The organism is Thioclava sp. (assembly GCF_048263065.1).
Lineage (GTDB): Bacteria > Pseudomonadota > Alphaproteobacteria > Rhodobacterales > Rhodobacteraceae > Thioclava.
This window is the reverse complement of the sequence record NZ_JBLXEM010000004.1, coordinates 55,498-69,471: the sequence shown is the minus strand read 5'-3', so window position 1 is coordinate 69,471 and position 13,974 is coordinate 55,498. Positions and strand designations below refer to the sequence as shown.

Sequence of the window (13,974 nt, the reverse complement as noted above, 5' to 3'; positions counted from 1 at the left end):
GTGCCCCTAGCCGCGCATCTCAGCGCGCTCAACCAAAGCGCGATTGTTTTTGGCGTGACGCTCAACGAGTCGGACCGCGCGTTTCCCCTTGGCAAAAGCGCGCGCGGGCGAAATCGGCCCCTGCGATTTGCCCAAGTTCCTGCGCGAGACATTGAGAAGTTTGCAAATCTCATTCAGCGCGCGCTGGGGGATCGAATGCAGCGCCTGATCGCCCAGAAACAGGCTTTCGCTTGGCACGCCATTGGAAAAGACAACCTCATGGCGCTCTAGCATGATGTGATAATAGGTGACGTTTGTGTCGGGCTGATCCAGCATCACACCGGGCAGCGACAGCAGCGCTTTCGCGGGGATCAACACCTGATCTGTGCCAAACATGCGTTTCGCAACAATCCCTTGCACCAAAACGCGGTGCTGTTGAGACAGTCGCAAATCGCGTGACGGCATCCCGACGCCGAGCGCCCCCTTGCAAATCAAAACCGCTGCCAGATTAGGCGAGGCTGCTATTTCAGCTGGCGTCCACGTCTTGGCAAACAGCCATGCTATTGGCTGCTCACCGTGATCGGATGTCAGGACCAGATCGCCCACGCGAAGCTGCGAAATGGGCCTGTCACCTTGGGGCGTGGCCAACCAAGTGCCGTTGGCAAAACAGATATTCGTCGCCGCTGGCGTAGGCGTATCCGAGGTAAACGTATCAGCCCCGTCGCCATCGCGTTGCAGAGATAACCCATCGGTATCATTGCCAAAATCTTCACCCGAGCCGACGCGCGTAGCCGTTGTCGAAAAACCAGAATACCCCCCCGTGCCTTGCGTTGGGTCATCAAGGCTATCGCCGTTAAAAGTCGCTTGGATGAACTGATCGTTGCTAGGGTCATAGACGGTGTCATTATCGCCCCCGTTATTAATCAACGCAGTCCCCCGCCCCGCATCAAAAGCCAGATCATTCGCGCCGCCAGTGGGCAGACTGCCCCCGGGTTGCACGCCCGTGATCACCAGCGCATGCGCACCCGGCTGCAAGATCGAGCCTGCGGGAAAGGTGAACCAATTGCCAACGCCCTGATCCCATAGCTGCAAACCCGAAATGTCGATCGGATCGCCGGAACTGTTATACAGCTCGACATATTCATCAGTTGCTTCGGCAGTTCCATTGCCATCCGTATCGAAATTCTGAGCACCATTCGGGTCCACGAGAATCTCGTTGATGACGATCCCGTTGAGCAACGAATCTGCCAAATTTCAAAATCCCAAAAGCTGCGCGTCAATCGGCCACTGTTTCCACTTATACGCGAGTAACAGAAAAATAGGGCAAACTTGAGACGATTATTTATTAGTCCGTTAAGACTCCCCTTCGATAGCCGCGCATCACGCAGCACCCGTATCAAAAGTCTTGGGAAAAAATAAAGCGCCGCGGGAGGGAGACCCGCGGCGCATTTAGGGGAAAGACGAGGGAGAACGCCAATCCTCTGATCGGGTCCGCTTGGCCGAAGCCGCGATTGGGAGATCAAAGACCCGATGCACTTGTTGATATGGGAGTATCTTCGTGCTGAGTTTGATTTAGGTCAAAAACTTCGACTTTGAAACTGCGACAAACTGTTCCGAGGGTCACGTTTTTGACAGGCCAAGGTGAGGCACGCGTGAGAATCTCCCAGTTTTCTTGCAAATATATGGAATCTCTGGGCAATTCCCGCCCTCAGCGCGGCGCAATGTCGCAGTTCGCGGCTGCGCCCTGTTCCGAGCACTAATATCCCTTTCTTTCGCCACCGCCCTGCCCGAACACGCGACTGTTTTCCATGCGATCGCGTGCCAAAACACATCTCCACAGGCTTCGCGTTCCCGTGTGCGCATGTTAGGACGGCACAAAGACGAGCAAGAGGGTTTTATGGGCAAGTACCGCGTGATCCGGCGAAAGATGCACTCACAGGGCGCGACTGGGTCGGCCCCCGCGTTGCTGGATGTGGTGGGGTGGACGCAGGATGGCAAACATCACCTGCGCGCCTTTTTCGCCAGCCCCTCAAGCGCCAATCAAATCGCGCAAATACCGCCCGCAGGCGCGGCTCGTCTGATAGAGGCGCGCAGCGTTGCGGGCGCTGTGATGAGCGTACATGAGGTCGCCCCCCCCGGCCCAACGCAGATCGCGCTGCTGGACACGGATGGCGCGCAAACGCTGCTGCCCGTCATCCCCGCCGCCCCTGACTGGGACCTATTTGAGGGGCGCAACTGCCTCTATGGCCAGCGTCTTGAGGAAAGCGTCGAAACCGTTCTGGACTGGCTGAGCTGGCATCACGACCATCACGGCGCAACGGGTGGGGTGATCTTGAATCGCGCGCCACCTAACAGCCCGACAGGCAGCGCGGCGGAGTTTGCGCAGGCCCTAGAACAGGGGCTTGATCTGCGCGAGCTGGATATGCCAGTGGTCGTACTGGAATGCGACTTGCCTTTGGGCAAACCCGATCAAGGCCCGGAATCGCACGTCTTTCTGGCCCCCGACGCACCGGGCAAAGACCGGATGGAGCCCCCCGCCCCCGATATCTGGCGCGCGCCGCTGGGCCAGCCGCTGATTTTTGAAATCGCGAAATGGCGTTTCTTTGCCAAGGCGGCGGCGGTGCTGATTTTGGACGTGACCGATCTGCTCCGCCCGCATGATCACACCATGCCCACCGCGTTTGAGGCCGCGCAGACCGCCGAGAACGGAGTGATCTTGCTGGCGGGCCAACGGATTTATCCGTGGCGCGTGCGCTCGGGCGACCCCGAGCGCTTTCCCGATCACATCTGCCGCCCGTTTGATGCGCGCCGCGGCATTGCGCGCTGGGGCTGCGCGCCTGCCAAAGCGGGGCTTGAAAGCACATGGCGGCTGCTGCGCGTCAGCTACGCCAAGCCCGATCCCGGGCTGACCTATGGGTTCTGGCGCGCGATGGCGATTCGTGTGCCGGGCGTGTCGGCTGCCGAACTTGTGCCCAAAACCTCGCTGGTCGAGGATGACCAATTGTTGGAGCTATCTGAACAGGTCTGGGGGTTCAAACCGATCCGTCCGCCGGTCTCTAAGGTCAAGGCCGCGCCGAAAAAGGCGATCCATGCCGGGCGCACCGCGATCATCACCACGATGAAAAACGAGGGGCCGTTTATTCTGGAATGGCTGGCCTATCATCGCGCGATCGGGGTCGATGATTTCCTTATTTATACAAATGATTGCACCGATGGCACCGACACGATGCTGGATCTGCTGGAACGCAAAGGCATCGTGGCGCACCGCGAAAATCCGTTCCGCACGATGGAGGATATGAAGCCCCAGCACGCGGCGCTGGCGGCGGCGGAAAACGAGCCAGTGATCCAGAATGCCGGCTGGTCGATCTGCATGGACGTGGATGAGTTCATCAACATCAAGATCGGCGATGGCACCCTGCCCGCGCTGTATAAGGCGATGGGCGAGGCGAATATGATCTCGCTGACATGGCGGCTGTTTGGCAATGGTGACGTGCATCATTTTGAGGACCGTTTCATCACCGAACAGTTCACCCGCTGTGCCCCCGAAGTGGTGCGCAAACCCCATCAGGCTTGGGGATTTAAGACGCTATTTCGCAACGTTGCTCTGTATAAGAAACTGGGGGTGCATCGCCCAAAGGGCCTTGTGCCCGATCTCTGGGATCAGGTGAAATGGCTGAACGGATCGGGCAAGCCGATGCCACGCGAGATGTTTCGCAATGGCTGGCGCTCGACGCTGGATACCTATGGCTATGACTGGGTGCAGCTCAATCATTATGCGGTGCGCTCGGCGGAAAGTTTTCTGGTCAAACGCGACCGGGGCCGGGTGAACCACGTCGATCGTGACCAAGGGTTGAATTACTGGTTTCGCATGAACCACAATGCGCAGGTCGAGACCTCGATCCAGCGCATGTTGCCCTCCGCCAAGGCTGAGTTCGACCGGATGATGGCCGATCCCGAAATCGCCGCCGCCCACGCCCATAGCGTTGCCTGCCACCGCGCCAAAATCACCGAGCTGATGGCGCGCCCCGATCAGGCGGAATTTTACGCAACGCTCACCTCACAGCGCTTTGAAAAACTCTCAACGCTGCTGACGCATTTCGGCTCGGCGGTGTTTAATGTTGGTCCGCAAGTGATCCCTGATGATCTCCACGAGCGCGATCTTGCGCCCGATTTTTTCTTCACCGTGGCCCCGCCCGATGAGGCCACGCATTGACACCTGCTCCTTAGACAATCTGAGGGACGCTCCGCGGGGAATATTTATTGCTAGATGAATTCGATGTTTTGGCTTTCATCTAGCGCGAAATACTCCCGCCGGAGGCATCCGACTTTTCTCCGCAACGAACCCGCCCGCCCATTCTCGCTTGCACGGGCGTGAAGCGGCGTGCATCTTGCCGCCATGCGCGCCCTAGCCATCACATCCGTTAAGAACGAAGCGGCTTTCCTATTGGAATGGCTAGCCCATCATCGCGCCGTGGGTTTCACAGATTTTCTTGTCTTCTCAAATGATTGCTCGGATGGCACAGCGCGAATGCTGGACCGGCTGGAACAACTTGGTTGGTTAACCCATCAACCCAATCCCGGCCCGTGGGAGCAAGGGCCGCAATGGAGTGCGCTCAAGCAAGCGGACCGTCATCCGCTTAAGACCGCAGCCGATTGGATTGCGGTGCTCGATGTCGATGAATTTGTCACGATCAAGACGGGGAATGGCACACTGGGCGCGCTCATTTCGGCCTGCACGCCCGCAACGGCGATTGCGTTGACATGGCGGTTATTTGGCAATTGCGGCAAGGTTGCGTTTGAGGACATCCCGGTCACCCGGCAGTTCACCCGTGCAGCGCCGGTTGGCATGCTGTGGCCTTGGCGCGCAGCGATGTTCAAGACGCTATTTGCCAATGATGGAACATACGGCAAGCTGGGAGTGCATCGGCCGCGCGCGCCTGACACTGCGCGGTTGAAATCTGCGCTGTGGGTCGATGGATCGGGGCGCAAGTTGCCCGTGCTTTATCAGCGTCAGAAACTTTTCACGCCGCTTGGCAGCGATCCCTATGAGTTGGTTCAGCTCAACCATTACGCATTGGGCGCAATGGAAAGCTATATCGTGAAATGCGATCGCGGTCGCGCGAATCGCGCCGCCGGTGCCTTTGACATGTCCTATTGGGTTGAGCGCAATTTCTGCACCACGCCCGACAGTTCAATCGCGCGTTATGATGGCGCGGCGGTGGCATTGCGCACACAATTAACGGCAGATCCAGAGTTGGCGGCGCTGCATAGCGCGGCGGTCGCATGGCGCAAAGATCGTTTCGATCAGTTGATGCTTGAAGAAGAGTATCGCGCGTTGTTTGGCCGATTGTTGCTGACCCCGCCGAGTCGCCCCCTATCGCCGATGGCAGCACAGCGCATAGTTAGATTAGGTTTGCGCGCCAATGAGGCCAATCGCGAAACAAAGGTCGCGAAAGATGGTTATTCCTAACTATTCCAGAACAATTCGCGACAATTCCCCCTAACTCCCTTGGTTGCGCCCCAATGCGGTAGTGTTACATTAACCCAAATGCGGCTTTGATCGGAGGACAGATATTCTCCGATTGGATCGATGAATGTTTAAGGACAAGCAGATTACGATGGCTACTCTCAGCGAGAGCGATTGGAAAGCACGCCTGGAAGAAATGGCCGAGGACTCGGGCTATTTCGAACCGCTGGGCGCCGCGCATAGCGTTTTTTTTCACGATGACACGCCGACATTACTGGTGACGTTTGAGACCCGCGCAGGGATTCGTGCCGATGATGACGGCGATCAACTGCCGCGCGGCTATCAGATCGCGCGCGCGGCGGGGTGTTCCTCGCTGACGCTGATCTGCGATCATGACAGTTGGTTTCGCGACCCGGCGGTCTTTGCCTATTTCGACCGTCTCGTAGATGAGGCGTTTTTCGAAGACTTCGATCGCGTCGTGTTTTACGGCGCGGGCCCATGCGGATATGCTGCCGCAGCCTTTTCAGTAACCGCCCCCGGCGCCACGGTGGTAGCGCTGCATCCCCAAGCTACGCTGGATCCTGCCGTTACGGGTTGGGACGACCGGTTTCGTCAAATGCGTCGCATCTCGTTCACCGATCGCTACGGTTTTGCGCCCGAAATGCTGGAAGGAGTCGGGCAGGCCTTTGTCATTTATGATCCGCTTCAGCCTCTTGATGCGATGCATGCGGCGCTATATGCGCGCCCCTGCGTGTCGCTACTGGCTTGTCGCAATATCGGTGAAAACGTCGAATGGATGCTGCGCGGTATGGCAATCCTTGACGACATTCTAATTGCCGCTTGTCAGGGAGAGTTGAGCGAGTTGCGGTTCTGGCAGCTTTATCGTGCCCGGCGCAACCTGCCGCGCTTTTTGCGCCAGATAAACGCTCAGTTGGACGCGCAAAATCGCCCTTATCTTGAGGCAATTGTCTGTCGCAATGTGGCACGCAGGCTGAACGGGCCACGATTTCGCGCGCGATTAGTTGTGCTTGAGACTGAATTGGCTGAACAAGGGATCGCCCTCCCCGACCCCATCCAGATCGGCGCGCTTTAAGCTGCGCGCTTAGGCGTTAGAAGCAGGCACATCCCCGCTATCATCATCCGCTTCATCACCCGCGTCGGGGGACGAAATATGCGTTCTCACCCGGCGGCGCGTGCTTTTTGCTGCCTGCGCCAGAAGAACCTCTTCGGACGCGAAAAACGGCGCAGGTGAGAACGGTTCAACAACCGCTTTCATGCGCACATCCAACGCTGCGAGCGCGTTGAGCAACGCTTCATCCGCGCGCACCAACAACCTGTCGGTCTCGACTTGGCAAGGGGCATGGAACTGACCCACGCAAAGCGCGGCGAGAACGAGATCGCCGCGCAATTCCGTTAGCGTTTCAGGCGCAGGTTTGGCGGGCATGTTAGCCTCCGATCACTGGGCGTTCAAACCCGGAGTATCGCGCACCTCATGCGTTTGACGCAAGCCCGATCCGTTCAGATATGAAAGCGGTCGCGAAAGACGTGCTGCACGATACCGTCACGGGTGATACCCATCGCGGCCAGTTCGGAATCTGATTTTGCCTCAAGACGGGCGATGATGTCCTGGCGTGAATGGTATTCCATATAGTTGGTGATGCCCTCGGCGAGGCCAGAGATCAGTTTGCGCAAGATCGAGTGTTCGCCACGCGCGTTTGTGGTGATAAAAGCCATTGGAAACCTCCTGAAGATTTACGGGTGTCAGGTTGCTTCCTCCCTTGATGATGAAAATAGGTCAGCCTCGCTGCCCGGACCACCGACAATCCTGCATCCCCGTCATGCGTACGCTGCAGTGCGGCATACGCGCGCCTGAAGAATGGCATGGCTTGACGCGGAAACTCTGGATTTGCGCGCTGCCCCGCGCTATTGGCTTGGGGCATGAACATACTCACGATCCCCCGCCCCGACGATTGGCACCTGCATCTGCGCGATGGCGCAATGCTGCAAGGTATCGTTCCCGAGAGCGCCCGCGATTTTGCCCGCGCCATCATCATGCCCAATCTGGTGCCTCCGGTAGTGCGCGGTGCCGATGCCGCCGCCTACCGCGAGCGCATCTTGGCCGCCCTGCCCGAGGGGGCTGCGTTCGAGCCGCTGATGACGCTTTATCTCACGGAAGATACCGATCCCGCAGATGTGGCTGCCGCCGCGGCTTCGGGGCTCATCAAAGCGGTGAAACTCTATCCCGCAGGGGCCACGACGAATTCCGATTCCGGCGTGCGCGATTTCGATAAGGTGCGCCCCGTCCTCGAAAAGATGGCCGAGATCGGCTTGCCGCTCTGCACCCATGGCGAGGTCACGCGTGCGGAAGTCGATATCTTTGACCGCGAGGCCGTGTTTATCGAAACCGTGCTGGACCCGATCCGGCGCGCAACCCCCGGTCTGCGCGTGGTGATGGAACATCTGACCACGAAAGACGGTGTTGATTATGTCGCCGCCCAAGGCTCGGATATGGGGGCTACGATCACCACCCATCACCTGATCATCAACCGCAACCATATCCTCGTGGGCGGAATCAAGCCGCATTACTATTGCCTGCCGGTCGCCAAGCGCGAACATCACCGCCGCGCTTTGGTCGAGGCTGCGACCTCGGGCAACCCGCATTTCTTCCTTGGCACCGATAGCGCGCCCCATGCCGACCCGGCCAAGGAAAACGCCTGCGGCTGCGCGGGGTGTTTCACGGCAACCAACACGATGCCGCTTCTGGCGCATATCTTTGAGTCCGAGGGTCGGCTGGACGCGCTGACCGCCTTTGCCAGTGAAAACGGCCCGCGTTTTTATGGCCTGCCGGTAAACACCACGACGTTGAGCCTGCAAAAGAGCGACCAGCCCACGACATGGCCCGCCAAAATCGAAACCGGTGCTGGCCCTGTGACCCTTTTCGATCCAGGCTTTCCGGTTTATTGGCAAGTAAAAGACTGATTTCATCTAGCCCGAAATACTCCCCGCGGAGCGTCCCACAGAGACCGCAGATGCCTCCGGCGGGAGTATTTAGAGCCAGATGAAAGACACGCGCAAAAGGACTAAGCGATGATCCCCAGCACCTACCCCGCCCGCGAAGAAATTGCGCGCCTCACCGCCCGGATGCTATTGGAAATCGAGGCGGTGCATTTCAACGCCGATGAACCTTTCACGCTCGCTTCCGGCCTGCCCTCGCCGACCTATATCGATTGCCGCAAGTTGATTTCGTTTCCGCGCATTCGTAGCACTCTGATGGATTTTCTGACCGTGACGGTGATGCGCGATGCCGGGTTTGAGGCGTTTGACAATATCGCGGGTGGCGAGACGGCGGGCATCCCGTTCGCGGCGATGGTGGCCGAACGTATGGCGCTGCCGATGACCTATGTGCGCAAGAAACCCAAAGGCTACGGGCGCAACGCGCGCATTGAAGGTGCCATGAGTGAAGGACAGCGTGTGCTATTGGTCGAGGATCTGACCACCGATGGCGGCTCCAAGCTGAGCTTTGTAGATGCAATCCGCGAGACTGGCGCGACCTGCGGGCATACGGCGGTTATATTCTACTACGGCATCTTCCCCGAGACCGTGCCAAGCCTGCGCGAGCATGGCGTCGAGCTGCATCACCTGTGCACCTGGTGGGACGTTCTGGCGGAGGCGCAAGCGCAGGGCAGTTTCAGCAAGGACACGCTAGACGAGGTCGAGGCGTTTCTGACCGCGCCGCGCGCATGGCAGGATGCGCGCAAGGGTTGATCCCCGGCACACCAGTTTCTTGTGGGTAAGCCTGTGGGCGGGCTGTGGATAATCTGCGCGCCGAATCTATTAAACGCGCAATCGCCCACAAGATGTGGTAGGCTCGCGCCAATGCACCACTGGAAATACGGTTAACTGGCGCGCTTAGCCCCGGTTATCCCCAAAGATATCCAGATACCTATTTGTTACGGGCACCGCTAGAAGGGCCCGAGCGCAAACCGGAGGCAGGCAGATGAACGATCAGACCAACCGACCCGAAGAGGGCGCCCCCGGTATCGAAGCCGCCCCCGCACTCCCCCATAATATTGAGGCGGAACAACAGCTTCTGGGCGCGATCCTGACCAATAACGATATTTATGACCGCATTGCCTCGGTGATCAAGCCCGAGCATTTCTACGAACCAGTGCATCAGCGCATCTACGAGGTCGCCACCGCCAAGATCCAGAAGAACGCGCTGGCCTCACCGGTCACGCTCAAGGCCTATCTTGAGGAGGACGAAGGGCTGAAGGAACTCGGCGGCCCGGCCTATTTGGCGCGCATCGCGGGGGCTGCGATCTCGGCGCATGCGGCGCGCGATTACGCGGTGATGATCTATGAAATGGCGGTGCGGCGTGGCTTGATTGAACTGGGCGGCGATATCGCGTCACGCGCCGCGCGCCCCACGATTGACGATGACGACCCGAAAATCCAGATATCCGAGGCCGAGCAGCGCCTATATACCTTGGCCGAAGAAGGTCAGGCGCAAAAGGGTTGGACCTCGTTCCTGTCGGCCGTGACCGAGGCCGTGCAGTCGGCCAATGCCGCCTATCAGCGCGACGGCGGGCTGGCGGGCGTGTCCACCGGATTGATTGATCTGGATAAGAAACTGGGCGGTTTGCACCCGTCGGATTTGCTGATTCTCGCGGGGCGGCCCTCGATGGGCAAGACCTCGCTGGCCACTAACATCGCGTTCAACATCGCCAAAGCCTATAAACGCGGGCGGCGCTATGACGGGCAGGACGGCGCGGTTGAAGGCGGCGTCGTGGGCTTCTTCAGCCTTGAGATGAGCGCCGAGCAACTGGCGGCGCGGATTTTGTCTGAAGCCTCGGAAGTGCCCTCGGAACGCATCCGGCGCGGCGACATGTCCGAGGGCGAATTTCGCCGCTTCGTCGAAGCAGCCAAGTCGCTCGAAACCTGCCCGCTTTACGTCGATGACACGCCCGCGCTGCCGATTGGGCAGGTGGCTGCGCGCTGTCGCCGACTTAAACGCACTTCGGGGCTGGATGTGGTGATCGTGGACTATCTGCAACTGCTGCGTGGCACCGGACGGGGCGACAACCGCGTGCAAGAGATCGGCGAAATTTCGATGGGTCTTAAGGCGATCGCAAAAGAGCTGCATATCCCGGTGATCGCGCTGTCCCAGCTGAGCCGGACGGTCGAAAGCCGCGAAGATAAGCGCCCACAACTCAGTGACCTGCGCGAATCCGGCTCGATTGAGCAAGACGCCGATGTGGTGATGTTCGTTTACCGCGACGAATATTATCACGAACGCCTCAAGCCGCAGGAAGACGACCCGAAATTCGCCGAATGGCTGCAAAAAGCCGAGCGCGTTCATGGCAAAGCCGAGGTCATCTTGGGCAAGCAACGCCACGGGCCGATTGGCACGGTCGATCTGTCGTTTGAAAGCCAGTTCACCCGCTTTGGCAACCTTGCCCGGCAATATCAAGGCGATGGCGAGGACAGCTTTTAATCGAAAGGACGCGCGGCATTTACGCCGCGGAGCATGTTTTCTTGAGATTTACGCGCTTAGGGGATTCCCTTGGCGAATCAGCTGTGTCATGATTCCAGTTAACGACCCACAGAGGTCGCGCGCGCCTTGGGACAGGCGGCACGGTTAAGACGAGGCAGTATGATGGCAATGACACGCCCCACGGTTGGGCCGCTTCTTTTCTTTACCATTGCGGTGGTTTTGGGTGCGTATTTCGCCTTTGCTGCGGTGCAGGGCCGGTATGGCATTTTACAGCGCACCCAGATTGAATCCGAAATTGACGCCAAGCGCGCCGAGCGTGATGCGTTGCGCGCGCGCGTCGATCAGATGGCGAATCTCACCCATCGTTTGTCTGATGATTATCTTGATCTTGATCTGCTGGATCAGCAGGCCCGTGACGTTTTGGGCGAGATGCGCGGCGACGAGATCGTGATCCGCTGATTTTGGATTCTCGCGCCGCAGCCCCTGTGCACGCGCGCTACCTGCCCTAGTTGAAATGTGAATGTCGTTCTACCCTTGCCTTGTCGTGGGGTCATTGCCATCATGTTTGGGCTGATGTATGAATGGTTTAACGTTGAACTATCTCGATCAAGGGAGGTGCCGCCATGGCTGCACGGAAAGGATCGGCGAGTTCCGCCAAAGCTGGCGCGAATGTCTCTGCCGAAGAACTTACCCAATATTACCGCGACATGCTGTTGATCCGGCGCTTTGAAGAAAAGGCCGGACAGCTTTATGGCATGGGGCTGATTGGTGGGTTTTGCCACCTTTATATCGGTCAAGAAGCTGTGGTTGTTGGCCTAGAGGCTGCGGCGAAAGAGGGTGACAAGCGCGTCACCTCATATCGCGATCACGGTCATATGCTGGCCTGCGGGATGGACCCCAAGGGCGTGATGGCCGAGTTGACCGGGCGTGCGGATGGCTATTCCAAGGGCAAGGGCGGCTCGATGCACATGTTTAGCAAAGAGAAGCATTTCTACGGCGGTCACGGCATCGTCGGAGCACAGGTGCCGATTGGCGCGGGGCTTGCCTTTAGCGACAAGTATAAGGGTAATGATAACGTCACCTTCGCCTATTTCGGCGATGGCGCGGCAAATCAGGGCCAGGTGGCCGAGACCTATAACATGGCGCAGCTTTGGGATTTGCCGGTCGTGTTCGTGATCGAGAATAACCAATATGCGATGGGCACCAGCGTTCAGCGTGCCACCAAATCGCCCGACTTCTACGAGCGCGGCATCGCCTATGGCATTTCGGGCGAGGAAGTGGACGGCATGGATGTACTGGCAGTGAAAGCGGCGGGCGAAAAGGCCGTGGCGCATTGCCGCGCGGGCAAAGGCCCGTATATTCTTGAGATCAAGACCTATCGCTATCGTGGCCACTCGATGTCAGACCCTGCGAAATATCGCACCCGCGAAGAAGTGCAGAAAATCCGCGAAGAACGCGACGCGATTGAGCATGTGCGCCAGCTTTTGCTGACGGGAAAACATGCCACCGAGGAAGATCTCAAGGCGATCGACAAAGAGATCAAGCTGGTCGTGAATGAATCCGCCGAATTCGCCAAAGAAAGCCCCGAGCCTGCGCTTGAGGAACTTTGGACCGATATTTACGCCGATGCGGCGCCGCAAAACGCCTGAGGGGGACCGACAATGGCAACGAAGATTTTGATGCCCGCGCTGTCTCCGACGATGGAGGAAGGCACGCTTGCAAAATGGCTTAAGAAAGAGGGCGATACTGTTTCGTCCGGCGACATCTTGGCCGAGATCGAGACCGACAAGGCCACGATGGAATTCGAGGCCGTGGATGAGGGCGTGCTTGGCAAGATTTTGGTCGCGGAAGGCACCTCTGGCGTGAAGGTCAATGATCCGATCGCGGTGATGCTCGACGAGGGCGAGGATGCCTCGGCGGCAGATGAAGCCGAAGCACCGAAAGCAGCAGCCGAGGCCCCGGCCTCGGTGCCCGCACAAGCGAAAGCAGCCGAAGAGCCCGCCGATGTGCCCCGCCCCGATACCAGCCCCGACTGGCCCGAAGGCACGCCGATGAAAACGCAGACCGTGCGCGAAGCGTTGCGCGATGCGATGGCCGAAGAGATGCGGCGCGACGAGAACGTCTTTCTGATGGGCGAAGAAGTGGCCGAATATCAGGGCGCCTACAAGATCAGCCAAGGTTTGCTGGATGAGTTCGGCGCGAAACGCGTGATTGATACGCCGATCACCGAACACGGCTTTGCCGGTCTGGGCGTGGGTGCGGCCTTTGGCGGCTTGCGTCCGATTGTCGAGTTCATGACCTTCAATTTTGCGATGCAGGCGATTGACCATATCATCAACTCTGCCGCCAAGACGCTGTATATGTCGGGCGGCCAGATGGGCGCACCGATGGTGTTTCGCGGCCCCAATGGCGCTGCGGCGCGCGTGGGCGCGCAGCACTCTCAGGATTACGGTGCGTGGTATGCGCAAATTCCGGGCCTGAAAGTGGTGCAGCCCTATTCGGCAGCCGATGCCAAGGGGCTGTTGAAATCGGCCATTCGTGACCCGAACCCGGTGATCTTCCTTGAAAACGAAATCCTTTATGGTCGCTCGTTCGAAGTGCCGGATATTGAGGATTTCACCATCCCCTTCGGCAAGGCCAAGATCTGGCGCAAAGGCTCTGATGTGACCATCGTAAGCTGGAGTATCGGGGTGAGCCACGCCTTGGAAGCCGCTGAAAAACTTGCCAAAGATGGGATCGAGGCCGAGGTAATCGACCTGCGCACCCTGCGCCCGATCGACTATGATACGGTGCTGGCCTCGGTGATGAAAACCAACCGCTGCGTGACCGTCGAAGAGGGTTTCCCCGTCGCCTCGATGGGCAATCACCTGTCTGCGGTGATCATGGAACGTGCGTTTGATTATCTCGACGCGCCGGTGATCAACTGCACCGGCAAAGACGTGCCGATGCCCTATGCGGCCAACCTTGAACGACTTGCCCTGATCACCCCCGATGAGGTGGTTGAGGCGGTCAAAAAAGTAACCTACCGGTAAGG

12 protein-coding genes are annotated in these 13,974 nt (G+C 58.7%); 9 read left to right on the top strand and 3 right to left on the bottom strand.

Annotation, left to right across the window (positions count from 1 at the left end):
• Positions 1–6: 6 nt before the first annotated feature.
• Positions 7–1,230 (bottom strand): Hint domain-containing protein, encoded by a 1,224-nt coding sequence (locus ACN0SD_RS07475; protein WP_417807601.1) that lies wholly within the window; start codon positions 1,228–1,230, stop codon positions 7–9.
• A gap of 646 nt (positions 1,231–1,876) precedes the next feature.
• On the opposite strand from ACN0SD_RS07475, the gene ACN0SD_RS07470 reads away from it, so the two are divergent.
• The 3 genes from ACN0SD_RS07470 to ACN0SD_RS07460 all read left to right on the top strand — a co-directional run bounded on the left by ACN0SD_RS07470 (position 1,877) and on the right by ACN0SD_RS07460 (position 6,539).
• The gene (locus tag ACN0SD_RS07470; RefSeq protein WP_417807600.1) at positions 1,877–4,192 is read left to right on the top strand and encodes a glycosyltransferase family 2 protein; all 2,316 of its coding nucleotides are present in this window, start codon (positions 1,877–1,879) and stop codon (positions 4,190–4,192) included.
• 183 nt (positions 4,193–4,375) lie between these two features.
• Complete coding sequence (locus ACN0SD_RS07465; protein WP_417807817.1) at positions 4,376–5,449, top strand: glycosyltransferase family 2 protein; 1,074 nt, start codon at positions 4,376–4,378, stop codon at positions 5,447–5,449.
• A gap of 124 nt (positions 5,450–5,573) precedes the next feature.
• Positions 5,574–6,539 carry a phosphoadenosine phosphosulfate reductase gene (locus tag ACN0SD_RS07460; RefSeq protein WP_417807599.1) on the top strand — a complete coding sequence of 322 codons (966 nt, stop codon included), beginning with the start codon at positions 5,574–5,576 and terminating at the stop codon, positions 6,537–6,539.
• Positions 6,540–6,548: 9 nt separating this feature from the next.
• On the opposite strand, the gene ACN0SD_RS07455 is transcribed toward ACN0SD_RS07460, so the two are convergent.
• Both ACN0SD_RS07455 and ACN0SD_RS07450 read right to left on the bottom strand, forming a co-directional pair.
• Positions 6,549–6,890, bottom strand: coding sequence for a hypothetical protein (locus tag ACN0SD_RS07455; protein WP_417807598.1), 342 nt, complete (start codon positions 6,888–6,890; stop codon positions 6,549–6,551).
• A gap of 74 nt (positions 6,891–6,964) precedes the next feature.
• The gene (locus tag ACN0SD_RS07450) at positions 6,965–7,180 is read right to left on the bottom strand and encodes a hypothetical protein (RefSeq protein WP_417807597.1); all 216 of its coding nucleotides are present in this window, start codon (positions 7,178–7,180) and stop codon (positions 6,965–6,967) included.
• Positions 7,181–7,384: 204 nt separating this feature from the next.
• Here ACN0SD_RS07450 and pyrC point away from each other — a divergent pair, with 204 nt between their 5' ends.
• From pyrC to ACN0SD_RS07420, 6 genes are all read left to right on the top strand, one after another.
• The gene (pyrC, locus tag ACN0SD_RS07445; RefSeq protein WP_417807595.1) at positions 7,385–8,425 is read left to right on the top strand and encodes a dihydroorotase; all 1,041 of its coding nucleotides are present in this window, start codon (positions 7,385–7,387) and stop codon (positions 8,423–8,425) included.
• 108 nt (positions 8,426–8,533) lie between these two features.
• Positions 8,534–9,211 (top strand): orotate phosphoribosyltransferase, encoded by a 678-nt coding sequence (locus tag ACN0SD_RS07440; protein ID WP_417807594.1) that lies wholly within the window; start codon positions 8,534–8,536, stop codon positions 9,209–9,211.
• Positions 9,212–9,443: 232 nt separating this feature from the next.
• Entirely contained in the window at positions 9,444–10,940 is a 1,497-nt protein-coding gene (locus tag ACN0SD_RS07435) for a replicative DNA helicase (protein WP_417807593.1), read from the top strand.
• A gap of 159 nt (positions 10,941–11,099) precedes the next feature.
• A complete protein-coding gene (locus tag ACN0SD_RS07430) occupies positions 11,100–11,399 on the top strand; it encodes an FtsB family cell division protein (RefSeq protein WP_038130888.1) in 300 nt (99 codons plus the stop codon).
• 164 nt (positions 11,400–11,563) lie between these two features.
• Entirely contained in the window at positions 11,564–12,589 is a 1,026-nt protein-coding gene (pdhA, locus tag ACN0SD_RS07425; RefSeq protein ID WP_417807592.1) for a pyruvate dehydrogenase (acetyl-transferring) E1 component subunit alpha, read from the top strand.
• A 12-nt stretch (positions 12,590–12,601) separates the two neighbouring features.
• On the top strand, positions 12,602–13,972 hold the full coding sequence (locus ACN0SD_RS07420) for a pyruvate dehydrogenase complex E1 component subunit beta (protein WP_417807591.1): 1,371 nt from the start codon (positions 12,602–12,604) through the stop codon (positions 13,970–13,972).
• The last annotated feature ends 2 nt before the right edge of the window (positions 13,973–13,974 follow it).

Excerpts from the sequence above, each read along its gene's own strand:
- ACN0SD_RS07435 (WP_417807593.1), top strand. The coding sequence starts at position 9,444 with ATGAACGATCAGACCAACCGACCCGAAGAGGGCGCCCCCGGTATCGAA.
- ACN0SD_RS07430 (WP_038130888.1), top strand. The coding sequence starts at position 11,100 with ATGATGGCAATGACACGCCCCACGGTTGGGCCGCTTCTTTTCTTTACC.
- pdhA (WP_417807592.1), top strand. The coding sequence starts at position 11,564 with ATGGCTGCACGGAAAGGATCGGCGAGTTCCGCCAAAGCTGGCGCGAAT.
- ACN0SD_RS07455 (WP_417807598.1), bottom strand. The coding sequence starts at position 6,890 with ATGCCCGCCAAACCTGCGCCTGAAACGCTAACGGAATTGCGCGGCGAT.
- ACN0SD_RS07470 (WP_417807600.1), top strand. The coding sequence starts at position 1,877 with ATGGGCAAGTACCGCGTGATCCGGCGAAAGATGCACTCACAGGGCGCG.
- ACN0SD_RS07450 (WP_417807597.1), bottom strand. The coding sequence starts at position 7,180 with ATGGCTTTTATCACCACAAACGCGCGTGGCGAACACTCGATCTTGCGC.
- ACN0SD_RS07460 (WP_417807599.1), top strand. The coding sequence starts at position 5,574 with ATGTTTAAGGACAAGCAGATTACGATGGCTACTCTCAGCGAGAGCGAT.
- ACN0SD_RS07440 (WP_417807594.1), top strand. The coding sequence starts at position 8,534 with ATGATCCCCAGCACCTACCCCGCCCGCGAAGAAATTGCGCGCCTCACC.
- pyrC (WP_417807595.1), top strand. The coding sequence starts at position 7,385 with ATGAACATACTCACGATCCCCCGCCCCGACGATTGGCACCTGCATCTG.
- ACN0SD_RS07465 (WP_417807817.1), top strand. The coding sequence starts at position 4,376 with ATGCGCGCCCTAGCCATCACATCCGTTAAGAACGAAGCGGCTTTCCTA.
- ACN0SD_RS07420 (WP_417807591.1), top strand. The coding sequence starts at position 12,602 with ATGGCAACGAAGATTTTGATGCCCGCGCTGTCTCCGACGATGGAGGAA.